This is a genomic window from Pseudonocardia endophytica, assembly GCF_004339565.1.
In the GTDB taxonomy this organism is placed as follows: Bacteria; Actinomycetota; Actinomycetes; order Mycobacteriales; family Pseudonocardiaceae; genus Pseudonocardia; species Pseudonocardia endophytica.
Genome location: NZ_SMFZ01000002.1, coordinates 3,132,816 through 3,156,063, shown reverse-complemented (window position 1 = coordinate 3,156,063; position 23,248 = coordinate 3,132,816). Strand labels below are relative to the sequence as shown.

20 protein-coding genes and 1 pseudogene are annotated in these 23,248 nt (G+C 74.2%); 8 read left to right on the top strand and 13 right to left on the bottom strand.

Annotated elements, in window-relative coordinates; genetic code table 11:
* Positions 1 to 558: an elongation factor P gene (efp, locus tag EV378_RS33425; protein WP_132431801.1), complete on the bottom strand. Its 558-nt coding sequence runs from the start codon at positions 556 to 558 to the stop codon at positions 1 to 3.
* A 217-nt stretch (positions 559 to 775) separates the two neighbouring features.
* Between efp and EV378_RS33420 the strand changes: the two genes are divergently transcribed.
* The 3 genes from EV378_RS33420 to EV378_RS33410 are packed head-to-tail and all read left to right on the top strand — an operon-like array spanning position 776 to position 4,244.
* Positions 776 to 1,426 carry a response regulator gene (locus EV378_RS33420; protein ID WP_132431799.1) on the top strand — a complete coding sequence of 217 codons (651 nt, stop codon included), beginning with the start codon at positions 776 to 778 and terminating at the stop codon, positions 1,424 to 1,426.
* A complete protein-coding gene (locus tag EV378_RS33415) occupies positions 1,419 to 3,455 on the top strand; it encodes a histidine kinase (protein WP_132431797.1) in 2,037 nt (678 codons plus the stop codon). Before EV378_RS33420 ends, EV378_RS33415 begins: the two co-directional genes overlap by 8 nt.
* A gap of 36 nt (positions 3,456 to 3,491) precedes the next feature.
* On the top strand, positions 3,492 to 4,244 hold the full coding sequence (locus EV378_RS33410; RefSeq protein ID WP_132431796.1) for a CPBP family intramembrane glutamic endopeptidase: 753 nt from the start codon (positions 3,492 to 3,494) through the stop codon (positions 4,242 to 4,244).
* A gap of 13 nt (positions 4,245 to 4,257) precedes the next feature.
* Here EV378_RS33410 and EV378_RS33405 read toward each other — a convergent pair whose 3' ends face one another.
* A complete protein-coding gene (locus EV378_RS33405; protein WP_132431794.1) occupies positions 4,258 to 5,349 on the bottom strand; it encodes a M24 family metallopeptidase in 1,092 nt (363 codons plus the stop codon).
* A 271-nt stretch (positions 5,350 to 5,620) separates the two neighbouring features.
* On the opposite strand from EV378_RS33405, the gene EV378_RS33400 reads away from it, so the two are divergent.
* Both EV378_RS33400 and EV378_RS33395 read left to right on the top strand, forming a co-directional pair.
* Positions 5,621 to 6,337, top strand: a complete 717-nt coding sequence (locus EV378_RS33400; RefSeq protein WP_132431792.1) for an MBL fold metallo-hydrolase — start codon at positions 5,621 to 5,623, stop codon at positions 6,335 to 6,337.
* A gap of 4 nt (positions 6,338 to 6,341) precedes the next feature.
* Positions 6,342 to 6,926 (top strand): ATP-dependent endonuclease, encoded by a 585-nt coding sequence (locus tag EV378_RS33395; RefSeq protein ID WP_132431790.1) that lies wholly within the window; start codon positions 6,342 to 6,344, stop codon positions 6,924 to 6,926.
* 159 nt (positions 6,927 to 7,085) lie between these two features.
* Here the strand turns inward: EV378_RS33395 and aroB are convergent, their stop codons facing one another.
* The 4 genes from aroB to EV378_RS33375 all read right to left on the bottom strand — a co-directional run bounded on the left by aroB (position 7,086) and on the right by EV378_RS33375 (position 10,972).
* Complete coding sequence (aroB, locus tag EV378_RS33390; protein WP_132431788.1) at positions 7,086 to 8,204, bottom strand: 3-dehydroquinate synthase; 1,119 nt, start codon at positions 8,202 to 8,204, stop codon at positions 7,086 to 7,088.
* A complete protein-coding gene (locus tag EV378_RS36975) occupies positions 8,201 to 9,019 on the bottom strand; it encodes a shikimate kinase (RefSeq protein WP_132431786.1) in 819 nt (272 codons plus the stop codon). Before EV378_RS36975 ends, aroB begins: the two co-directional genes overlap by 4 nt.
* A 49-nt stretch (positions 9,020 to 9,068) precedes the next feature.
* Positions 9,069 to 10,265, bottom strand: coding sequence for a chorismate synthase (gene aroC, locus EV378_RS33380; protein ID WP_132431784.1), 1,197 nt, complete (start codon positions 10,263 to 10,265; stop codon positions 9,069 to 9,071).
* A gap of 65 nt (positions 10,266 to 10,330) precedes the next feature.
* Positions 10,331 to 10,972 (bottom strand): prepilin peptidase, encoded by a 642-nt coding sequence (locus tag EV378_RS33375; protein WP_165922603.1) that lies wholly within the window; start codon positions 10,970 to 10,972, stop codon positions 10,331 to 10,333.
* 387 nt (positions 10,973 to 11,359) lie between these two features.
* Here EV378_RS33375 and EV378_RS33370 point away from each other — a divergent pair, with 387 nt between their 5' ends.
* Positions 11,360 to 12,199: a spermidine synthase gene (locus tag EV378_RS33370; protein WP_132431780.1), complete on the top strand. Its 840-nt coding sequence runs from the start codon at positions 11,360 to 11,362 to the stop codon at positions 12,197 to 12,199.
* A 3-nt stretch (positions 12,200 to 12,202) separates the two neighbouring features.
* Here EV378_RS33370 and EV378_RS33365 read toward each other — a convergent pair whose 3' ends face one another.
* The 5 genes and pseudogenes from EV378_RS33365 to shbA form a co-directional block, all read right to left on the bottom strand.
* Entirely contained in the window at positions 12,203 to 13,255 is a 1,053-nt protein-coding gene (locus EV378_RS33365; RefSeq protein WP_132431778.1) for a 2,3-butanediol dehydrogenase, read from the bottom strand.
* Between the two features lie 100 nt (positions 13,256 to 13,355).
* On the bottom strand, positions 13,356 to 14,474 hold the full coding sequence (locus EV378_RS33360; RefSeq protein ID WP_132431776.1) for an endolytic transglycosylase MltG: 1,119 nt from the start codon (positions 14,472 to 14,474) through the stop codon (positions 13,356 to 13,358).
* A gap of 147 nt (positions 14,475 to 14,621) precedes the next feature.
* Positions 14,622 to 15,056 (bottom strand): Holliday junction resolvase RuvX, encoded by a 435-nt coding sequence (gene ruvX / locus EV378_RS33355; protein WP_132431774.1) that lies wholly within the window; start codon positions 15,054 to 15,056, stop codon positions 14,622 to 14,624.
* Positions 15,057 to 15,138: 82 nt separating this feature from the next.
* A complete protein-coding gene (gene alaS, locus EV378_RS33350) occupies positions 15,139 to 17,805 on the bottom strand; it encodes an alanine--tRNA ligase (RefSeq protein ID WP_132431772.1) in 2,667 nt (888 codons plus the stop codon).
* 318 nt (positions 17,806 to 18,123) lie between these two features.
* Positions 18,124 to 18,675: pseudogene (shbA, locus tag EV378_RS33345) on the bottom strand (RNA polymerase sigma factor ShbA); the annotation flags it as partial.
* A gap of 537 nt (positions 18,676 to 19,212) precedes the next feature.
* On the opposite strand from shbA, the gene EV378_RS33340 reads away from it, so the two are divergent.
* On the top strand, positions 19,213 to 20,322 hold the full coding sequence (locus tag EV378_RS33340; protein WP_132431770.1) for a S1 family peptidase: 1,110 nt from the start codon (positions 19,213 to 19,215) through the stop codon (positions 20,320 to 20,322).
* 106 nt (positions 20,323 to 20,428) lie between these two features.
* Here the strand turns inward: EV378_RS33340 and EV378_RS33335 are convergent, their stop codons facing one another.
* Together EV378_RS33335 and EV378_RS36080 are read right to left on the bottom strand one after the other, a co-directional pair.
* Positions 20,429 to 21,790, bottom strand: coding sequence for a replication-associated recombination protein A (locus tag EV378_RS33335; protein ID WP_132431768.1), 1,362 nt, complete (start codon positions 21,788 to 21,790; stop codon positions 20,429 to 20,431).
* Between the two features lie 55 nt (positions 21,791 to 21,845).
* Positions 21,846 to 22,910 (bottom strand): hypothetical protein, encoded by a 1,065-nt coding sequence (locus EV378_RS36080; RefSeq protein WP_207908939.1) that lies wholly within the window; start codon positions 22,908 to 22,910, stop codon positions 21,846 to 21,848.
* A 157-nt stretch (positions 22,911 to 23,067) separates the two neighbouring features.
* Here EV378_RS36080 and EV378_RS35675 point away from each other — a divergent pair, with 157 nt between their 5' ends.
* Positions 23,068 to 23,241 carry a hypothetical protein gene (locus tag EV378_RS35675; RefSeq protein ID WP_165922602.1) on the top strand — a complete coding sequence of 58 codons (174 nt, stop codon included), beginning with the start codon at positions 23,068 to 23,070 and terminating at the stop codon, positions 23,239 to 23,241.
* Positions 23,242 to 23,248 lie beyond the last annotated feature (7 nt).

Sequence of the window (23,248 nt, the reverse complement as noted above, 5' to 3'; positions counted from 1 at the left end):
TCAGACGCGGCCGAGGTACCGGCCGTCGCGCGTGTCCACCTTGACCTTGGTGCCGGTCTCGAGGAACAGCGGGACCTGGATCTCGGCGCCGGTCTCCAGCGTGGCGGGCTTCGTGCCGCCGGTCGAACGGTCGCCCTGCAGGCCGGGGTCGGTGTGCTGGATGACCAGCTCGACCGACGTCGGGAGCTCGACGAACAGCGGCGCGTCCTCGTGGAACGAGATCTGCGCGGTCGCGTTCTCCAGCAGGTAGTTCGCCGCGTCCCCGACGACCTTCTCCGGGATCGGCTGCTGGTCGAACGTGTCGCCGTCCATGAACACGAAGTCGGCGCCGTCGCGGTACAGGTAGGTCATGTCGCGGCGGTCGACCGTCGCGGTCTCGACCTTGGTGCCCGCGTTGAACGTCTTGTCCACGACCTTGCCGGTCAGCACGTTCTTCAGCGTGGTGCGCACGAAGGCGCCGCCCTTGCCCGGCTTGACGTGCTGGAACGCCGTCACCGACCAGAGCTGGCCCTCCAGGTTGAGCACCAGGCCGTTCTTCAGGTCGTTCGTGGTCGCCACGTTGCGGTCTCTCCTGACGGTTCGCGGTTGTCTGCGGGCGGGCGGCCTCGCGGAGGGTTCGGGCGCCGATGCGCGCGGACAGGACCCGGGCGCGCACGGCCTGTGTCCAGGATACCGCTGCGCCGTGCCGCGACGCCGGTGCCCCGGTGTGTCCACGATCCCCGCCCGCCCTCCCGGCCTGCCAGGATGTCCGCGGCGGGGCGAGGGGGAGGCACGAATGGTCACGCGGGTGCTCGTCGTCGACGACCAGGCCGTCGTCCGGGCAGGGTTCCGCGTCGTGCTGGGCGGCGCGGACGACATCGAGGTCGTCGGCGAGGCGGCCGACGGCGCGGACGGTGCCGAGCAGGCGGAGCGGCTGCGACCGGACGTCGTGCTGATGGACGTGCGGATGCCCGGCACCGACGGCATCGAGGGCACCCGGCGTATCGCCGCGCTCACCGATCCCCCGGTGCGGGTGCTCGTGTGCACGACGTTCGACCTGGACCGGCACGTCTACGACGCGCTGCGGGCCGGGGCCAGCGGGTTCGTGCTCAAGGACGTCACACCGGAGGACCTGCAGGTCGCCGTCCGCACGATCCGCGCGGGCCACTCGCTGTTCGCGCCGTCGGTGACGAGCAGGCTGGTCGACCAGTTCGTGCCGTCCGAACCGGAGCCGTCGCCGCCGCCGCGCGTCGCGCTCACCGACCGGGAGCGCGACGTGCTCGGCCTGGTCGCGGCCGGCCTGTCCAACGCCGAGATCGCCGACAAGCTGTTCCTCGGTGCGACGACGGTGAAGACGCACGTCTCGCACCTGCTCACGAAGCTGGAGCTGCGGGATCGGGTCCAGCTGGTGGTGTTCGCCTACGAGCACGGCCTGCTCCATGGCTGAGAACCGCTCGGCCGAGGACGGCCCGACCCCGCGCACCACCGACCTCGTCCTGATCGCGCTGCTGCTCGTCTACACGGTCGCCTCGCTGTTGCTGGCCGGCCTGCCGGCGGGGTCGAATGCGGGCGGCATCGCGGTCACCCTGGTCACGCTCGCGGCCGTCCCGCTGCGCCGCACCCGGCCGCGGGCGGCGCTGCTCGTGCTGGCCGTCCCGGACGCCGTCGGGTACGCCCTGCAGTGGCCCGCGCAGGCGCTGCTGTGGGCCGTCGTCGCGTTCGCGCTGGTGCGCGGCCCGGTCAAGGCGGGCCGCCTGCTCGCCCCCGCCGTCCTCGCGGTCGGCGCGGTGTCCGGCGCCGGCGTCGGGCTGGGTGCCGGGGAGGTGGCCTTCGGGATCGGCTACGGGGTCAGCATCGCGTTCCAGATCGGTCTCTACACGCTGGTCGGCGCGCTGCTCGGGCTGGTCAGCCGCTCGGTGCGGGCCCGGGAGGAGACCCGCAGGCGTTCGGAGGAGCGCGCCCGGACGGCGGCCGTGCTGGCCGTGCAACGGACCCGGATCGCCGACGAGCTCGGCAGCGGTGTGCTCGACGGCCTGCGCCGGCTGGTCGCCAGGACCTCCACGCCGGACAGGGACCGGACCGACGTCGGGGCCGAGGAGGTAGCGGGGCTCGAACGCGACGCCCGGGACGTGCTGACCCGGATGCGCCGCACGCTGGCCGCGCTCCGGGAACGGGATCCCGCCGCGTCCGTCGCCTCGCCGGACCTCCCGGACGACGGCCCGCGGACCGGGTGGCGGGCCTGGCTCCCGACGGGCTCCGGGCTCGGCCTGTCCGCCGCGATCGGCCTCGTCGTCCTCGGTGTGGGCGCGCTGCCGCTGCGCCCGATCGGCGTGCCGTACATCGACCGCAGCATGGCGCTGCTGGACATCCCGTGGTCCACCCCGGCCGCGGTCGCGTCGCTGGCCGTCCAGGTGCTCGCCGTCGCGTGGTGGCGCAGCGCCCCGACCACCGCGTTCGCCGTCGCGACGGTTGCCGCGATCGTCACCGGCTCGTTCGGGGGATCGAACGCCATCGTCGAGACGTCGTGGATGTTCCTGGTCTACGCGCTCGCGGTGGGAGCCCCGCCCCGGCGTTCCGGCGTCGTCGCGGCCGTCGGGACGCTCGCCGTGCTCGGCGCATACCTGTCGGTCCCCGTGATGCGGGCGGAGATCGGGGCCGACGCGGCCGGCATCGCCGTGGCCTACCTCGTCGTGCCGTTCCTCTGGTTCGCGGGCGTCCGCCGCCGCGCCCACCGCCTGCACGCCGAGCAGCTGCGCCGCGAACGCCACGAGGCCGAACGTCATGAGGCGCTCGAGGAGGAGCGGCTGCAGGTCGCCCGCGAGCTGCACGACGTCGTCGCGCACCACGTCTCGGCGATCGCCGTCCAGGCGGGCGCCGCCCGCATCACGAGCGATCCGGAGGCCCGCCGCGAGGCGTGGGAGCACATCGCCGCCTCCGGCGCCCGGATCGCGGAGGCGCTGCCGGAGCTGGAGTCGCTCACCCCCGATCCGGGTGGCGTCGCGCTGACCGTCGACGGGGTGGAGGAGCTCGTCGCGCCGGTCCGCGCGGCGGGTGTGCCGGTGACGTGCGAGGTGCGCGGCGACCCGGGCCCGGCGGCCGGTGACCCCGAGCTGTTCGCCCAGCGCATCCTCACCGAGGCGCTGACGAACGTCGTCCGGCACGCCGGTGCCAGCGCCACCCGGGTGCTCGTCGAGCACGGGGCGGACGCGGTGACGGTGCAGGTCGCGGACACCGGACCGGCGTCGGGCCACCGCGCCTACCGGCACGGCTCCGGGCTCGGGACGGCGGGCATGCGCGAGCGCGCACGGATGCTGGGCGGGACCGTGGAGGCGGGACCGGTCGACGGCGGCTGGCGGGTGCACGCGCTGCTCCCCCGCCCGGGCGTGGCGGCCAGTGGGCTCCTCCTCCGCGAGGACGAGGGAGCCGTGTCGATCTCGTCCGCAACGACGACGCGACCGGCCCCCGGTGCCGCCTAACGTCACCGTCGGACGTTGTCGAGGAGGGCGAGGACGATGAGCGAAGCGACCGAACGACCGGAGCTGGTTCCCGCGGAGGGGTCGGGAACGAGCGCGTCGCAGCGGTGGCGTCCCGGCGCGGGCCCCGCCGGGAGACCGTCGCTGGGCTGGACCGAGATCGGGATCGGGATCGTCGCGTGGTTCGTGTTCTCGGTGGTCGCGTTCTTCGTGACCGGTCTGCCCGGCCCGCAGGGGCAGAACACGCTGCCGGTGCTGGCGTCGGGAGCGATCGCGTTCCTGCTGGCGGTGGCCGTCGCGCTGGTCGTGCGGGTGCGGTCGCCGGCCGCGGTCGGTCTGCGGTCGACGACGTGGCGGTGGCTGCTCGCGGGCGTCGGCGTCGGTGTGCTGGCGCGGGTGCTCGCGTTCGGGCTGATCCTCGGCTACATGGCGCTGACCGGCGACAACTCGAACCCGCAGGACTACCTGACCGGCACGGCGGCGGCCGGTGGGCTCCAGCTGGTGGGCCTGATGCTGCTCGGCGCCGTGCTGACGCCGATCGCCGAGGAGCTGTTCTTCCGCGGGGTGCTGTTCGGCGGGCTGCGCCGGTACGGGGTCGTCATCGCGGTGATCGTGAGCGCCCTGCTGTTCGGGATGGCACACGGGTTCAACGTCGTGCTGCCGGTCGCGGTCGTGCTCGGTGCGCTGAACGCCCTGCTCTACGAGCGCTCCGGCTCGATCTACCCGCCCATGATCGCGCACGGGGTGCACAACGCGCTCGGGTTCGCGCTGGCCGCGATCGTGCTGTCCTGACCGCGTCGCCGGGTCAGAGCTCGACGAGCTCGCGCGGGGCCGCTGTCAGCGGCTCCGCGCCGTCGTCGTGCACGACGAGCGTGTCCTCGATCCGGACACCGCCGAGCCCCTCCAGGTAGACGCCCGGTTCGACGGTCACGACCTGCCCGGCCGCGATCTCCCCCGTCCCGCGGGCGGACAGCCACGGCGGCTCGTGGATCTCCAGCCCGACGCCGTGCCCCAGCCCGTGCAGGAACTCCTCACCCCGCCCGGCCGCCACGACGACGTCGCGCGACGCGGCGTCCACGACGGTCACGTCGGTGCCCGGCCGCAGCGCGTCGCACCCGGCCCGCTGCGACCCGGCGACCAGCTCGTGCAGCTCGCGCTGCCACTCGACGGGCGGGCCGAGCACGAACGTGCGGGTCATGTCCGAGTGGTAGCCGCCGACGAGCGCGCCGAAGTCCAGCTTGACCAGGTCGCCGCGACGCAGCTGGGCGCCGGTCGGACGGTGGTGCGGGATCGCCGAGTTCGGGCCCGCGGCGAGGATCGTCTCGAACGCCGGGCCATGGGCGCCGAGCCGGCGCATCCGGTCCTCGAGGTCGAGTGCCACGTCGCGCTCGGTGCGCCCGACCGCGATGCCGCCGTCGGCGAGCAGGGCGGACAGTGCAGCGTCGGCGAGCTCGCAGGCCGCGCGCAGGGCCGCGACCTCGTCGTCGTCCTTGACCATCCGCAGGCGCCCGACCAGGCCGGGAGCGCGGCGGAGCAGGATCGGGCGACCCGACTCGCGGGCCAGCTCCTCCAGGCCGCTGTGCTGATCGACGGTCACGTGGTCGGACTCGAACCCGATCGCTCCGCCGACGCCGGTGTCGCCGACGAGCGCGGACGCGCTGGCGCGGTCGACGACGGTGCGCACGTCCGGCACCTCGTCCGCGGCCTGGGTGCGGTAGCGGCCGTCGGTGGCGAACACGTCGGCGTCCGGTCCGTCCGCGCCGACGACGAGCGCGGCGTTCGACCCGGTGAAGCCGGTCAGGTACCGGACGTTGACCAGGTCGGTGACCAGGAGGGCGTCGAGGCCGTCGGCGCGCAGCAGCGACCGGAGCGCGTCACGACGTTGCGCAGGGGGCATGCGACGAGCCTATGTCCGCTCCGAGGCGGCCGCGTCGCCCGTCATGCCGCACCCCGCCGCGCCACACCGTCCGTCCTGCCGCTCCGGGGTGGCCGCCCACCCGCACCTCTCCTCGGCGTGCCGCACCTCTCCTCGGCGTGTCGCACCGGTCGCGTCGGGTGCGACACGCCGAGACGGGGTGCGTGGACCGGCGTCCCGGCGTGCCCCGGGCGCGTCGACCGGTGTCGGCCCACACCAGCCGGGCCCGGCGCCACGCCTAGGCTGCGCGGTCATGAGTCTGTACTTCCGCCAGCTCCTGTCCGGCCGGGACTACGCCGTGGGTGACCAGGTGGCCACGCAGATGGTCAACTTCTCGTACCTGATCGGGGACCGGGAGTCCGGCGAGGCCGTCGTCGTGGACCCGGCGTACTCGCCGGACGAACTGCTGGCCGCCCTGGACGCCGACGGCATGCGGCTCACCGGAGTGCTCGCCACCCACCACCACCCGGACCACGTCGGCGGATCGATGATGGGCTTCGACCTGGTCGGGCTCGCCGAGCTGCTCGGCAAGAACCCGGTGCCGGTGCACGTCCAGCGCGACGAGTCGGACTGGGTGACGCGGGTGACCGGCCTGTCCGCGACCGACCTGACACCGCACGACCACGACGACGTCGTCGAGGTCGGCGCGCTGCGGATCCGGCTGCTGCACACGCCCGGCCACACGCCGGGAAGCCAGTGCTTCCTGTTCGACGGGCCGGACGGGCCGATGCTGGTCGCGGGCGACACGCTGTTCCTGCAGGGCTGCGGGCGGACCGACTTCCCGGGCGGCGACGTCGAGGCGATCTACCACAGCCTGCAGCAGCTCGCGTCGCTTCCGGGCAACCCGACCGTCTACCCCGGACACCGGTACTCGGACGCCCCGAGCGCGCCGCTGGACGACGTGCGGCGGACGAACATGGTGTTCCGCGCCGGGTCGGCCGAGCAGTTCAAGGCCGCGTTCGGCCGCTGACCGGGTGACGCCCGCCCTCGCAGGCGCCCTCGTCCTCGTCGAGGGCGAGAGCGACCGCGCCGCGCTGGTGGAGCTGGCGGGGCGGCGCGGCTCGCCGGGCGGTGCCCGGTCCGGCGGCGACGCGCTCGGCGGAGCCCCGTACGGAGGCATCGCCTCCGGCGGTGTCGCACTCGTCGTGATGTCCGGGTACACGAACGTCGCGCGCGAGCTGCGTCGCGCCGGGCCCGCGGACCGGGTGGCGGTGCTCTGCGACCGCGGCGCCGAGGCGTTCGTGGCCCGTGCCGTGTCCCGCGTGGGCGTCGAGGCGGGGATCTTCGTCTGCGACGAGGACCTGGAGGACGAGCTGATCCGCGCGCTCGGCACGGACGCCGTGCTCGCGATCGTCGACGCGGAAGGTGAGCGGGACTCGCTGCGGCGACTGCAGAACCAACCCGCGCACCGTCACGGCGACCTGCGCTCGCAGCTGCGCCGCTTCCTGGGCAGCAAGGCCGGTCGCAAGGAGCGCTATGCCCCACTGCTGGCCGCCGCGCTCCCGCTCGACGGGGTGCCGGGCCCGCTGGCCGACGCCCTGGACCACGTGGGTCTCTAGTGCCGTGTCGCGCAACGTTGGTGCCGGAATCGGCGGATCCAGGCGTTCGCAGGCAAGGCGCCGCCCGCAGCTCATACCGGGCGTCTTCGCAAGGGCGGCAACGCCGCCTGCGCGCGCCTGGGCCTCCGAGATCGGTGCCGAACGTTTCGCGATGCGGCACTAGCCGGTCAGCGCCGCGTAGGCCCGCTCCAGCAGCTCCGGCTCCGGACCCTCGAGGCGACCGGGGTTCGCCAGCCCGTCGAGGACGACGAACCGCAGCATCCCGACGCGGGACTTCTTGTCCCCCTGCATGGTCGTCACCAGCTCGGGTAGCACGCCGGGCTCGTAGGAGACCGGGAGGCCGACGCTCTCGAGCACCGTCCGGTGCCGGTCCGCGGTGGCGTCGTCCAGGCGCCCGGCGACCCGCGCCAGCTCCGCGGCGAACACCAGTCCGACGCTGACCGCGTTCCCGTGCCGCCACCGGTAGCCCTCGCGGCGCTCGACGGCGTGCCCCAGCGTGTGGCCGTAGTTCAGGATCTCGCGCAGGTGCGACTCGCGCAGGTCGGCGCCGACCACCTCGGCCTTCACCCGGATCGAGCGCTCGACGAGCTCGGCCAGCACCGCGCCACCGGGCTCCAGGGCTCCGTCCGGGTCGGCCTCGACGAGCTCCAGGATCCGCGGGTCGGCGATGAAGCCGGTCTTGAGGATCTCCGCCGACCCCGCGACGAGCTCGGACCGCGGCAGCGTGCGCAACGTGTCCAGGTCCACGAGCACGGCCGAGGGCTCGTGGAACGCACCGACCAGGTTCTTGCCCGCGGCGGTGTTGATCCCGGTCTTGCCACCGACCGCGGCGTCCACCATGGCCAGCAGCGTGGTCGGGACGTGCACCACCGGTACGCCGCGCATCCAGGACGCCGCGACGAACCCCGCCAGGTCGGTGACCGCTCCCCCGCCGAACCCGACGACGACGTCGGAGCGGGTGAGCCCGGCGTCGGCACACGCCTGCCAGCAGGCCGCCAGGCTGTCCAGCGACTTGCCGTCCTCCGCGTCCGGCACCTCGTGGAGGAGGGCCCGCACGCCGGCGGCGTCCAGGTGCCGCGCCGCGGCGGCGGCCGGGCCGGCGAGCGTCGGCGGGTGCAGGACCAGCACGGTCCGGGCACCGAGGTCCTTCACCGTCGCGGGCAGCCGCGACGCGACCCCCGGCCCGATCCGGACCGGGTACGGGCGCTCGGCCGCGACCTCGACCGTGACCTCGTCCGCCGCCCTGCCGACGATCTCGTCGGCGCCGACCCCGGTCATCGCCCGTCCTCCCCGGCCCGGGCCGTACTCCCGGGCCCCGCTTCGCTGTCGATCCGCGGTTCGATCCCTGCCCGCGGCTCGCGCTCGGCCCGCGGCGGCGCGCCCCCGCTCCGCAGCTCGTCCTCGCCCCGCGGCTCGCCCCCTGCCGGCGGCGGCCCGTCGGACATTGGCCCGTCGGACAGCGGCCCGTCCGTCACCCGCCGCTCACCGAAGCCCGGCGTCGGGAGAGGCGCGCTCTCCCGCGGCGTCGGGCGGTCGTGGGGGTCCTCCGCGTCGTGCCGGGCAGGCGCCACGTCCAGGGGCGTCTCCCCCAGCTCGGTCAGGACGAGCGCGACCACCTGGTTCGGGCTCCGCCGCGACGTGTCCACCCGCACCGTGGCGACCTCCCGGTAGAGCGGTGCGCGCGCGGCCAGCAGCGACCGGAACGTCGCCCGCGGGTTCACCCCGGCCAGCAGCGGGCGGGCGGTGGACATACCGGTGCGCCGCATCCCGTCGGTGAGGTCGACGTCGAGAGCGACGACCCGGTGCTCCCGCAGCAGCGCACGCGTCGCGTCGGCCAGCACTGCGCCGCCGCCGAGCGCGAGCACACCGTGCCCCGCGTCCAGCGCCTCGGCGATCACCTCGCGTTCGAGCAGCCGGAACGCGTCCTCGCCGTCGGTCGTGAACATGTCCGAGATCGTGCGACCGATCCGGTCCTCGATCAGTGCGTCGGTGTCGGCGAACGCGACGCCGAGCTTGCGCGCCAACAGCTTCCCGATCGTCGACTTGCCCGACCCCGGCGGTCCGACCACGACCAGATCCGGCGCCCCGCTCATCGCGCGACCTCGCTCGGATCCGTTTCCTCGCGCGCGCTCGGTCGACGGGTCATCGGGGCGTCTCCGCGAGACCGCGCCGGTAGGTCTCCACATAGGACGCCGCGTTGCGGCGCGTCTCCTCGAGCGAGTCCCCGCCGAACTTGTCCAGCGCGGCCTGGGCCAGCACGAGCGCGGTCACCGACTCGACCACGACGCCCGCCCGCGGCACCGCGCACGCGTCCGAGCGCTGGTGGATCGCGGTGGCCTCCTCGCCGGTAGCGGTGTCGATCGTGCGCAGCGCTCGCGGCACCGTGGAGATCGGCTTCATCGCGACCCGGACCCGCACCGGCTCGCCGTTGGTCATGCCCCCCTCGAGCCCGCCGGCGCGGTTGGACAGCCGCTTCACCGGATCGCCGGGGATCATCTCGTCGTGCGCGGCGCTGCCCCGCCGGTGCGCCGTGCGGAACCCGTCGCCGATCTCGACGCCCTTCATGGCCTGGATTCCCATCAGCGCACCGGACAGCAGGGCGTCCAGGCGGCGGTCGGCCTGCACGTACGACCCGACACCGACCGGCATCCCGTAGGCGATCACCTCGATCACGCCACCGAGCGTGTCCCCGTCGTCGTGCGCAGCGTCGATCTCCGCGACCATCCGGGCCGATGTCTCGGCGGAGAACGCGCGGACCGGGTCCGCGTCGACCGCCCCGAGGTCGTCGGGGCCGGGCACCGGGTCGCCGTCCGGCGCGTCCACGGCGCCGATGCCGACCACGTGCGACACGATCCGGACCCCGAACGCCTGCTCCAGGAAGCGCTTCGCGACGGTGCCGAGCACCACCCGGGACGCCGTCTCGCGCGCGCTGGCGCGCTCCAGGACGGGGCGGGCGTCGTCGAAACCGAACTTCGTCATGCCGGCGAGGTCGGCGTGCCCCGGACGCGGACGGGTGAGCGGCGCGTTGCGCGCCCGGTTCGCGATCAGGTCGGGGTCGACCGGGTCGGCGGCCATCACCGTCTCCCACTTCGGCCACTCGGTGTTCGCGATCCGCACCGCGACCGGTCCGCCCTGGGTGAGCCCGTGCCGGACACCGCCGATCACCTCGAGCTCGTCCGCCTCGAACGACATCCGCGGGCTGCGACCGTGCCCGAGCTTGCGCCGCTCCAGCTCCGCCGACATGTCGCCGGTGGTCACCCCGACGCCGGCCACCATGCCCTCCAGCACGGCGACGAGGGCGGGTCCGTGCGATTCCCCCGCGGTGATCCATCGAAGCACGGCCGTCATCCTCTCACCCGGCCGCTGCGGGTCCCCGTCGTGCCGCTCACATCCGTCACGTGCCCTCACGAGACCACCGCTCCGGCCGCGGTGACCGTCCACGCCGCGCCGAGCAGCGCCGGTCCGTGAGGCAGCGCGGTACCCCGGCCTGCTCGTCCCAGCGCCACCGCCGCACCGGCCAGGCCCGCCGCCAGTACCGCCGCGAGGGCCACGCCGACCGGCAACGCCGGCCACGACGTCCCGGCCAGCGCGGCGCCGACGGCCGCGGCCAGTTTGACGTCGCCACCGCCCACCGCGGACGGCGCGGCGAGCCGGACGGCGGCGTGCACGGCCCACAGCACGACCGCTCCGATCGCTCCGCGCAGCACCGCGGTGCCGCCCAGCGGAACCAGCAGGGCCAGCACCAGCAGGACCGCGGGCAACGTGAGCGCGTCCGGCAGCCGCCGCACCGCGACGTCGACGGCCGACCCCGCGACCGCGAGCCAGCCCAGCCCGAGCAGCAACGCCATGGCGGCACCGGCGACCATGCCCGCGGCCCACGCCGCGATGACCACGCCCCACAGCAGTCCGACCCCGATCTCGCACCACGGCGCCGGGATCCGCGCCCCACGGCGGAGGCGGCCCAGCCACCGCCGCGTCAGCGCGCCGACCACGAGACCGACGATCGTGACGAGCACGGTCGCGGTGGCGGCGAGTGGGAGCGGCATGCGTCGATCGTGCGCCGGCACGGAGCTCGCGGCGGTACCGATCGCTCCGCTGTGGACGGACCGGCCGGGTTGGGGACGGCCGCCACGCATCCGGCCCAGAGGCGCTCGAACCGTCGGGGGCACGTGGTAGCCGCGCCGGTGGCCCGGCCCCGAGGTCGTCCTGTCCTCTGTTCACGTCCGCGCCGCACCTCCGTACTGCATCCGTGTCAGTGCTGGTCCGGGTGGTGATGCGCCGAGGTGAGCAGAGCAAAGCCTCGCCGGGGAGGAGTCCACGGACCGGCCGCGACGCCGGCGAGCCTGCCGGGGCGCGCGTGGCGGACGGGATGCGGCGGAGGAGGATCGACCGTCGTGCCAGACCAGCGTCCGCCCGACCGAGCGTCGCCCCGGATGATCCGCGCCGACGTCGACCACGGGGTCGCCGAGCTGATCCGCGACCCGGACCGGCCGCAGAGCTGGACCCTGCTGCTGGACGGGACGGCGCAGTCGCACGTCGACCTCGACGACCCGGAACACCTGGAGTTCGAGTACGTCCGGCGGATCGCGCACGTCGCGGACCTGGCCGCGGACGCCGGGCAGCCGGTCCGGGCGCTGCACCTCGGCGGTGGCGCGTGGACACTCGCGCGCTACCTCGCGGCGACCCGGCCGGGATCGACACAGCTCGTGGTCGAGATGGACGCGGCGCTGGTCGAGCTGGTGGCTCACCGGCTTCCGGGGCCAGGGCCCGACGACGGGCTCGACATACGGGCCGGCGAGGCGCGGGCGACGCTGGACGAGCTGCCGGCGGGCGCCTACGACCTCGTCGTGCTCGACGCGTTCTCCGGTGCCCGGACACCGGCGCAGGTGACCACCGCCGAGTTCCTGGCCGGGGTGCGACGCGTGCTGGCACCCGGCGGGACGTACGTCGCCAACCTCGCCGACGGCGACCCGTTCCCGTTCCTGCCCGGCCAGATCGCGACGGCGGCCGCGATCTTCACGCACCTCGCGATCGTCGCGTCACCTGAGGTGCTGCGCGGGCGCCGGTTCGGCAACGTGGTGCTGGCCGGACGCGGGCCGGCGCCGGGCCCGCTGCCGATCCCGGCGCTGACCCGGCGCGCGGCGGCCGACCCGTTCCCCGCGCGCGTGCTCGACGACGACCGGACGCGCGCGCTGGCCGGGGACGCGGCCGTCGTCACCGACCGCACCGCGTCCCCGTCGCCGAAGCCGCCGGCCGGGTTCTGGGGGCAGTAGCCGCTACCCGAGGGACGGGTCGACCAGCACCTTCATCTTGTGCCCTGCGTGCAGCGCGTCGAAGCCCTCCTGCACGACGTCCGCCATCGCGATCTTCTCCATCCAGCCCGTGGTGTCGTAGTGCCCGCGGGACATCAGCTCGATCACGGCGCGGTAGTCGTCGCCGGTGTAGCAGAGCGAGCCCTGGATCCGGGACTCGGCCAGCACGAGCGAGAGCAGGGTGACCTCGAGCGGCTTCTCGTAGATCGCGACGCTGACCAGCGGCTTACCGGCCCCCACCGTCGCGACGGCGGTGTCGATGGCCGCTTGCACCCCGGCCGCGTCGTAGGCGGCGTCCGCGCCTTTCCCTCCGGTCGCGTCCTTGACGGACTCCGGCACGTCGACCGACGTCGGGTCGAGCGTCGTGGCACCGAGCTTCTCGATCGCGGCCCGCCGCGTCGGGGACGGCTCGACGACGAACACCGACTCCACGCCGGTGCCCTTCAACGCGTGCCACAGACCGATCCCGATCGGCCCGGCTCCGAACACGACCGCGGTGTCCCCGCCGCGCACCTGACCGAGCTTCGCCGCATGGAAGGCGACGGCCATCGGCTCGACGAGCGCACCCATCTCCAGCGAGACCGAGTCGGGCAGCTTGTGCAGCATCGTCGCCGGAACGACCGTGTACTCGGCCATGCCGCCGTCGTGCATGAGGCCGTGGAAGCCGATCGACGAGCAGGCGTTGTAGCGCCCGGAGCCGCACCGGTCGCACTGGCCGCAGGTGTAGAGCGGCTCCACCGCGACCCGGTCGCCCTCGGCCACCGACGTCACTCCCGACCCGACCTCGACGACCGTGCCGGAGAACTCGTGGCCCAATGTCAGCGGCAGCTCCCGGCCGGTCAGCGGGTGCGGCGCCCCGTCCGGGATGAAGATCGGCCCGGCGAAGTACTCGTGCAGGTCCGAGCCGCAGATCCCGTTGTAGCCGACCTGCAGCGTGACCTGTCCGGCCCCGACCTGCGGCTCCGCGACGTCGGTGACCCGCAGGTCCCCGCGACCGTGGTAGACGACCGCTCGCATGGCCCACCTCTCCCGTGACGACGACGTTGTCCCGCGGTCCGGTCTAGCAGTGACACACGTCGCACAGAAGGGTTGCCCGCGGGTTGCGACCCGCGCGGGGTCAGAACGCGCCGGCCTCCTGGGCCCTGGCGACGTTCGCCTGGTGCTCGGGGTAGGTCACGGCGAAGCAGGACGCGCCCTCGGTCGTGCACCGCACGAAGAAGAACCACGGTCCGGGCGCCGGCTGCAGCGCCGCGGCGATCGCGCCGTCGGACACGGAGCTGACCGGCGTCGGCGGCAGCCCGACGTTGAGGTAGCTGTTGTACGGCCCTGGCGCGCCGCGTGCCTCCGCGGTCGTGCGCAGGGCCTGCACGTCGAGCGGGTAGTTGACGGTCGAGTCCAGCTCGAGACGCTGGTTCGCGCCGAGTCGGTTCGTGATCACCCGGGCCACCCGCGGCATGTCCGGCGCGATCGCCTCGCGCTCGACGAGGGACGCTCGGATCAGGGCCTCGTACGACGACGCGTCGCGCCCCAGCCCAGCGCGTCGCAGGCGCGGTTCGGACGACGCCAGGACGCTGCGCAGCACCTGCAGCGGCGGCTGGGTCGGGTCGATGTCGTACGTGCCGGGCGCGACGAGCCCCTCCAACCGCCGCACCGGAGCGGCCTTCGCCACGCCCGTGCGGGCCCACTCCGGGACGCCGAGCGCGGCCAGGTCGCTCTCGGCCATCACCTTCCGCAGCTCGTCGGCGGGGACGCAGTGACGGTCGTCGTCCTCCCCGACGCAGGTCGCGGTCGAGATCTGGCTGAGGACGCCCGGCGTGACGGTGCCGTTCGGGGCCTTCGTGTCGTCGAGCTGGACACCACCCTTGACGTCCATGAACCCGACCCGCGCGTCCGGTTCGACGAGCGCCTCCGCGGCGGACTCGCCGGACATCCGGTCGCGCAGCTGGTAGTAGCCGGGCTGGACGCGCTGGATCTCCGGCACGTCCTCGGCGGCCCCGACGAACGCGGCGCGGCTGGCCACCACCCCGCGGGCGACGAGCATGTCGCCGATCGCCCTCGTCGAGTCGCCGCGCTCCACCCGGACGACGACGGTGCCGTTCCCGTCGCCCGGGTAGTCGTCCGGCCCGAGCACGATCAGGGCCGACGCCACCAGCGCGGCGCCGAAGACCAGCGCCGTGGCCAGCAGGAGCAGCCGCCGTCGCCGTTGGGACTCGGCGGCAGTGGACCGCGCGTTCACCGGGGGGACCACCGGGCCGGTACGCCGGGGCCGGCGATCGTCACGTCCACGCCGGGTCCGGTCACGCGTTCGAGGGTAGCCGCCACCCCCGGTCCCGAGAGACCGCTCCCCGTGAGTCGATCATGGCCGGGCATGGGGTAGGAGGGTTCAGTGGCCGCGTGCGGCGTCCAGCCAGCCCTGCAGGATCGCGACGGCGGCGGCCTGGTCGACGACGGCGCGTTGCTTGCGTCCGCGCACGCCGCGCCCGGCGAGCTGGCGGGTCGCGACGACGGTCGTCATCCGCTCGTCGGTCAGCTCGACCGGCACGTCGAGCACCCCGCGCAGGGCGTCCGCGAACTCCTGCGCGGCCTGCGCGGCCGGGCCGTCCTCGCCGCGCAGGTTCCGCGGCAGACCGAGGACCACACCGACGGCGAGGTGCTCGTCGACGAGAGCGGCGATCCGCCGGACGTCGGTGCCGCCGGAGGCGTCCCGGGGCACCGTCTCGAGCGGCGTCGCCAGGATCCCGTCCGGGTCGCACACGGCCACCCCGACCCGCACCGCGCCGACGTCGATCCCCAGCCGGCGCCCGCGCGTCCACGTCACCTGTCCTCGCACAGGATGTGGTGGCCTCGCACACGCCCGGGAGCGTGCGAGGGCACCGGAACGTGTGCGAGCACGCGACAGGTCACCCGCGGATCGCCTCGCGCAGCTTCCGGATGGCCGCGTCCACTCCGGACGGGTCGGTCCCGCCGCCCTGGGCCAGGTCCGGCTTCCCGCCACCCCGACCGCCGACGGCCTCGGCGAACTCCGGGATCAGCTTGCCTGCGGCCAGGCCGTCGTCCCGGGCGGCGGCCGTCGTCGCGACGACGAACGCGACCTTCCCGGCCGCCCCGTCCACAGCGAACAGCGCGACCACCCCCGGCACCGAGCCGAGCTTGCCGCGCACGTCGGAGGCCAGCGTCCGCAGGTCGTTGCCGGTGACGCCGTCCGGCGCGGTGACCGCGACGAGCTTCGTGCCGTCCAGGTCCTCGGCCGCCTCGGCGAGCGACCCGGCCGAGGCGAGCACGGCGTCGGCGCGGTGCTTCTCCAGGTCCCGCTCGGCCGTGCGCAGCCGCTCGACCAGCGACTGGACGCGGTCCGGCAGCTCCTCCGGCCGGGCCTTGAGTTGGTCGGCGAGCTGGTTGACCAGCAGGTGTTCGGTGGTGGCGTGCTGGAACGCGTCGAGACCGACCAGGGCCTCCACCCGTCGCACACCGGAGCCGATCGATGCCTCGGACAGGATCCGGACCAGGCCGAGCTCGCCGCTGCGGCGCACGTGTGTGCCGCCGCAGAGCTCGCGCGAGTAGTCGCCCATGTCCACGACGCGGACGCGGTCGCCGTACTTCTCGCCGAACAGCATCATCGCGCCCAGCTTGCGGGCCTCGTCCATCGTCGTCTCGTACGTCTGCACCTCCCGGTCGGACTGCAGGACCGAGTTGACCTCCTCCTCGATCTCGGTCAGCGCGGCCGGGGGCACGGCACCGGTCGGCGAGGTGAAGTCGAACCGCAGGCGGCCGGGAGCGTTGAGCGAACCGGCCTGGGCGGCGGCGCTGCCCAGCGCCCCGCGCACGCCGGCGTGCACCAGATGCGTGGCCGTGTGGGCACGGGAGATGGCGGCACGACGGGCGGGGTCGACGGCGGCGACCACCTCGGCGTCCAACGTCACCGTCCCGTTCGCCACCACGCCACGGTGCACCCGCAGCCCGGCGACCGGGGACTGGACGTCGTCGACGCGCACGACGAACGAGCCGCCGGTGATCGTCCCGGTGTCGGCCTGCTGGCCACCGGCCTCGGCGTAGAACGGCGTGCGGTCCAGCAGCACCTCGACGGAGTCGCCCTCGGACGCGGCGGGCGCGGTGGCGCCGTCGCGGAGCAGCCCGACGATCCGGGCCTCGGACTGCAGCGACTGGTAGCCGAGGAAGTCGGTGGCCCCGTGCGTGTCCAGCACCGCGCGGTAGATCGAGGCGTCGACGAAGCCGACCTTGCGCTCGGCGGCGTCGGCCTTGGCCCGGGAACGCTGCTCGTTCATCAGCGTCGTGAACCGCTCCCGGTCCACCGACAGCCCGGCCTCCTCGGCCATCTCCAGCGTCAGGTCGATCGGGAAGCCGTATGTGTCGTGCAGCTGGAACGCCTTGTCGCCGGGCAGCGTCGAGCCACCGCCCCGCCTGGTGTCCTGCACCGCGGTCTCGAAGATCTTCTCGCCGGCCGTGAGCGTGGCCAGGAACGTGTCCTCCTCGGCCCGGATGACAGCCGAGATGCGCTCGAAGTCGGTTGCGAGCTCCGGGTAGGTGGGCGACATCGCGTCGCGCACCACGGTGGCGAACCGCTCCAGGCACGGGCCGGTCACACCGAGCAGGCGCGCCGAGCGCACGATCCGGCGCAGCAGCCGTCGCAGCACGTAGCCGCGGCCCTCGTTGCCGGGCGTCACGCCGTCCCCGATGATCATCACCGACGAGCGGGCGTGGTCGGCGATGACGCGGAACCGGACGTCGTCCTCCTCGCCATCGCCGTACCGCTTGCCGGACAGCTCCTCCGCGGCGGCGATCACCGGCCGGACCAGGTCGGTCTCGTAGACGTTGTCCACGCCCTGCAGCAGGAACGCGACCCGCTCGACGCCCATGCCGGTGTCGATGTTCTTGTGCGGCAGCTCGCCGATCGGCGGGTGCCCCTTCTTCGGAGACAGCTCGCCGCGCTCGTCCTGCATGAAGACGAGGTTCCAGATCTCGAGGTAGCGGTCCTCGTTCGCGATCGGGCCGCCCTCGACGCCGTAGCGCGGCCCGAGGTCGTAGAAGATCTCCGAGCAGGGGCCCCCGGGACCGGGTACGCCCATGTCCCAGTAGTTGTCCGTGCCGTCCCGGCGCTGGATGCGCTCCGGCGGGAGCCCGGTGATCTCCTGCCAGAGCGCGAACGCCTCGTCGTCGGTCTCGTAGACCGTCGGCCAGAGCCGGTCCGGGTCGAACCCGTAGCCGCCGTCGGAGACGGAGTTCGTGCACAGCGACCAGGCCAGCTCGATGGCGCCGCGCTTGAAGTAGTCGCCGAACGAGAAGTTCCCGGCCATCTGGAAGAACGTCGCGTGCCGGGTGGTCTTGCCGACCTCGTCGATGTCCGGGGTGCGCACGCACTTCTGGATCGACGTGGCGCGCGGGTACGGCGCCGGGACGTCACCGAGGAAGTACGGCTTGAACTGCACCATGCCCGCGTTGACGAACAGCAGCTGCGGGTCGTCGAGGATCAGCGAGGCGCTGGGCACCGGGGTGTGGCCGGCGTTCTCGAAGTGGGCCGTGAAACGGCGGACGATCTCGTGGGTCTGCACCGGAGGACTCTCGTGACGGGTACGGCGACGGGCCGGCCTTGCGGCCAGGCGGTCACCCTACGGCGGCTGACCTGCGCCCGATCGAGCGGGCGCCGATCAATCACCCTCCACGGTACCCGCGCGGGTCCACCGGATTCAGACCGCGACGGCGACCGGCTCGTCGACCCGCTGGGCGGGGATCATCGGCGCGACGGCGATGTGCGGCATCGGCGCCAGCCGGCGGGCCGCACGAGCGGGACGGGCCCGGCGCACCGAGAGCCGGACCGGCGCCGCGGGGGCGGACGGGACGGCGGGCACCTCGGCGACGACCTCGCGTCGCACGGCACGGTCCGCGAGCTCGCGGCGCAGCCGCTGCAGCGCACGGTGCTGGGCCACTCGCACGGCACCCGGCGTCGACCCGATGGCCTCCGCGGTCTCCTCGGCCGTCAGCCCGACGGCGATGCGCAGCGTCAGGATCTCCACCTGGCGGGAACCCAGCACGCCCAGCAGGTCGCCGAGCCGCTCGTTGCGCTCGGCCTCGAGGACGAGCTGCTCCGGCCCCTGCTCGGCGCTGGTGCGCTCCGGGAGCTCCTCGACGGCGTCGCAGCGGTTGCGCGCGATGGCCCGGAACGCGTCGGCGATCTTGTGGCGGGCGATCCCGAACACGAACGCGCGGAACGAGACACCGGCGAAGCGGTAGTCCGGCAGCACGGCCAGGACGGCCATGCACACGTCCTGGGCGACGTCGTCGGCCGAGCCCATGGTCGTCTCGCGGCGGCCGAGGCGGGCCCGGCAGAAGCGCTGCACCTGCGGCTGGATCCGGCTGAGCAGCTGGGCCGTGGCCCGCGGGTCCCCTGCGACGGCGGCGCGCAGCAGCTCGGGCGGGAGCATGTCGTCCTCGCGGGCGCGGTCGGTGGTCTCCGTGACGTCGGTGGTGTCGACCGTGCCCTCGACGACGACCGGGGTCTCCGCACCGTCCACCACGTTCTCCCCGTCCACGAGCAGCATGTCCCTGCACCCCTCCGGCACGGGTCGCCGCGCCGTTCTCCGGCATCACCGAGTACGCCCCGTGACCACACGGGGCGTCGGTGACGCCAATCGGTGTCCTCAGAGCGGGGCGATCTGGGGTCGCTCCGCCTCCGGTCGCGGGGTCCTCCCGCGGCCCGCCGGCCCCGGCCGCGGCCCGGTGGCTCCGGGTCGCCGACCGCCGGTCGGTGTGGGGATAACCCTGGTGGGCGGCGGCCGGAGGGTCAATGCAGATGCTCAATTCTCGGTATGCCGAACGGTGCAGCCCCAGACACCCACCCGACTTATGCCGTCGATCGAGGGCGACCGCATCGGGTGATCACCACGAGTGATGACGTGACCTGAACGGAGCAGGGTCGTTGGGACGGTGACGTCCCGTGCAGCCCACCGGAGGACCGACCCGTGCGCATCCCCCGCTCCGCCCGCCCGCGCCGCGTCGCACTGGCGCTGCTCGCCGCGGGTCTCGCGACCGCGGCGGCGGTGACGGCGGTGCCCGCCGTCGCGGACGTGCCGGGCCTGCCGGACGACGGCGGTCTCACCGAGGAGGCGGCGACGGCACTGGTGCCCGCGGTGCGGGACGCCGCAGGTACCGCGCTGGCCGGGATCTGGTTCGCCCCGGACACCTCGGAGTCCCCGAGCGGGTCGTCCGGCGACGCGCGCGGCAGGCTCATGGTCGGCACCTGGGAACCCGTGCTCGCACCCGTGCTGTCCGGGCTCGGCGCGACACCGGTCGTGCGGGAGGGCCCGCGCCGGGACCCGGAGGGGGCGCTGCGGCTGCTGACCGAGCGCACGGCGGACGGGATGCCACCGTCGATCGCCGACTTCGGCGTGGACGAGGTCGACCAGACGCTCGTCGTCACGGTCGTCGGGCACCCGCTGCTCGGCACGCTGCTCGACGGCCTCGACCCGTCGGTGCTGCGGATCCGGTCCACGCCGACCGCGCCACGCCTGCAGGCCGCGATCGGCGGGGGCGACACGATCACCGACGGGACGAAGCGCTGCACGGTCGGGTTCACCGCCACCGACGGGCGCGCCGACTGGCTGGTCACCGCCGGGCACTGCACCCGCGGCTCCGCGGACTGGGTGTCCGGGCCAGAGTCGGTCGACGTCGGCGGCGGCGCACGGACGGCCGACAACGGGCCGGACGCGGGCGCCATCCCGGTCGCGGGCGGCTGGACCGCCGTCCCGACGGCGGGTGGCGTGCCGGTGCGGGGGTCCCGGGTCGCGCCGGTCGGCGCCCCGGTCTGCCTGTTCGGTTCGACGTCCGGGCGCAGCTGCGGCCCGATCGCGCGGCAGAACGTCGTCGTGAACTTCGGCGGTCAGCAGCAGTCCGGGCTCAGCGCCGCGAACCTGTGCGCCCGCGAGGGCGACTCCGGAGGCCCGTACGTCACCGACGACGGCCAGGCGCAGGGCGTGCACACCGGCGCAGGCGGGCCGGACGGCTGCACGGCGTACTTCACGCCGGTCGGGACGGCGATGGGGTCGCTCGGCCTGACGCTGCGGACCGGCTGAGCCGCCCCTCGGCCCATGATCGGTGGAACCGGCAGCAACGCGCCACCAGTGGCGCACCTCGACCAGTTCCGCCGATCATCGGCCGGGGGCCGGCACCGACCCGGGTTCAGCGGCCGCGCACGGCCCGTCGCAGCTTCGGGACCCGTTCGGCGAGCGTGCGCTCGGCCCCGTGCGTGCCGGGCTCGTAGTAGTCGCGCCCGACCAGGTCGTCCGGCGGGTACTGCTGGGTGAGCACGCCGTCCGGGTCGTCGTGCGGGTACCGGTAGCCGACGGCGTTGCCGAGCTTCTGCGCGCCGGCGTAGTGCCCGTCGCGCAGGTGCGCCGGCACCGCCCCGACGGCACCCGATCGCACGTCGGACATCGCCGCGTCGATGGCGGTGATCACCGAGTTGGACTTCGGCGCCGTCGCCAGGTGCAGCGTCACCTGGGCCAGCGCCAGCCGCGCCTCCGGCATCCCGACGAGCTGGACGACCTGCGCGGCGGCGGTGGCCGCGGGCAGCGCCGTCGGGTCGGCCAGCCCGATGTCCTCGCTGGCGTGGATCATCAGCCGCCGCGCGATGAACCGCGGGTCCTCCCCCGCGACGATCATGCGGGCCAGGTAGTGCATCGCCGCGTCCGGGTCGGAGCCGCGGATCGACTTGATGAACGCGCTGATCACGTCGTAGTGCTGGTCGCCCGCCCGGTCGTAGCGCACGGCGACCTCGGTCACGGCACGCTCGACGGCCTCCAGATCCACCGTGTCTCCGCCATCGGCGACCACCCCGTCGGCGGCCGCCTCCAGCGCCGTGAGCGCCCGCCGCGCGTCGCCGGCGGACAGCCGCACGAGCGCGTCCTCGCCGTCCTCGGCGAGCGTCACGGCGCCGCCCAGCCCCCGCTCCGAGGCGACGGCCCGGCGCAGGAGCTCGCGGACGTCGTCGGGCTCGAGGGACTGGAGCCCGAGCACGAGCGAGCGCGACAGCAGCGGTGACACGACCGAGAACGACGGGTTCTCCGTGGTCGCGGCGACGAGCAGCACGACCCGGTCCTCGACGGCGCCGAGCAGCGCGTCCTGCTGGGTCTTGGAGAAGCGGTGCACCTCGTCGATGAACAGGACCGTGGGTGTGCCGCTGCGGTCGCGGCGCACCCGGGCCTCGTCGATCACCGCGCGGAGCTCCTTGACGCCCGCCGACAGCGCCGACAGCGCGACGAACCGCCTGCCGCCCCCTCCGGCGCCCGCCATCAGCCGGGCGAGCGTCGTCTTCCCGGTGCCCGGCGGGCCGTGCAGCAGCACGGACGCGGGCGCACCGCCCTCGAGCAGCCGTCGCAGCGGGGCCCCGCTGCGCAGCAGCTCCCGCTGCCCGACGACCTCGTCCAGGCTGCGCGGCCGCATCCGGACCGCGAGCGGGGCGCCCGGGGCGGGTGCGTCACCGGCGCCGGCGTCGTCGTCGCCGGCCGGGGGGTCGATGTCGAACAGGCCGTCGGTGCTCATCGTGCGTCCAGCCTGCCACTTCTCCGGTGCCGCCCTCGGACGGCACCGGAGGAGCTCACTGGTGCAGCTCGCCCACCAAGCGCGGCGTGTGCACCTGCCCGGGCGCCTCCCAGTGCCGCAGCTCTGCGTAGGTGACGACGGAGACGCCGACCCCGACCAGGCTGAGCGGCACCAGCAGGATCTGCAGGACGATCGAGCCGATGCCGGACAGCACGGTGCCGTCACCGGTTCCGAAGATCGCTCCGACCAGGAACGTGAACACGAAGTAGTAGATCGTGGCCGCGACGCCGTAGAGCAGCAGTCGCCCGACCGTCGGCCAGAACCGGCGGTTGAACAGCGAGAAGCACCGGTCGATGCCACCGCGCTCGTACATGATCACGCCGACCAGCGTCGCGCCGAACACCAGGCTGAGGTACACGCCGGGCAGGATCAGCAGGATGAAGCCGACGAACGTCATGATGCCGGCGAGGATGCCCCACCCGAGCAGCGGCAACGCCCGGCCCGCGCCGAACCGGAACGCCTCGGCCAGCGTGACCTGCTGACCGGCGGCGTCGTGCGTGACGTAGTAGATCGACACGCCCTGCGCGATCAGCACTCCGGCGACGATCAGGACGGCCGCGATCACGCCGAGCACGATGATCAGCGCGATGCTCTGTGTCAGTACACCGATCAGGGTGAGCAGCCCGCCGAGGATCACGGCCGGGACGTACGACGCCAGGTGGATCAACAGCAGCGGCTGCCAGCTGCGCGTGAACACCCCCAGTCCCTTGCGCATCCACTGGTCGAAGTCCGTGGCGACCAGCGGGTCGGCCGGGTCGATGTAGGCGCCGGGCTGGTCCGGCGCCGGGTAGGCCGCGTAGCCGCCGTAGGCCTGGCCCTGCGGGTATCCGCCCTGCTGGGGATACCCCTGCTGCTGGGGGTACCCCTGCTGCTGCGGATACCCCGGCTGCTGCGGATACGGCTGCTGCTGCGGATACCCCGGCTGCGGATAGGGCTGCTGCCCGGGCGGCGGGTAGCCACCCTGGCCGGGCTGCTGCGGCGCTCCCCCGTACGGCTGCCCCTGATCGTCGGGCCCCCGCTGCGGGTCATTACCGCCGGGAGGAGGCGGATAACTCGTCATGCGCGCGGACAATAGCGCCGCAACCGGAAGGACTGCGACGACGTTCTCTCCCGGGACCGAATCGTGATCGTCGCCGTAACCGTGCGCATCCGGAACGCAACCGGCACGACACACGCGGTGACGAGCGGGCAACCCCGCTGCGGCACACTCGTCGCGCATGGACCTCGTCACCCGCACGTCCTGCCCCCACTGTGGACGGCCGCGCACGGCCGACGACGCCCGCGGCCTGGACTGGAGCAGCACCCACACCCCGGACGGCGTCGGGTTCTTGTGCGGCCCGTGCACCCGGGACCGCCTGACCGAGATCGAGTGCGGCCTCGTGGACACCTGACCGGGCC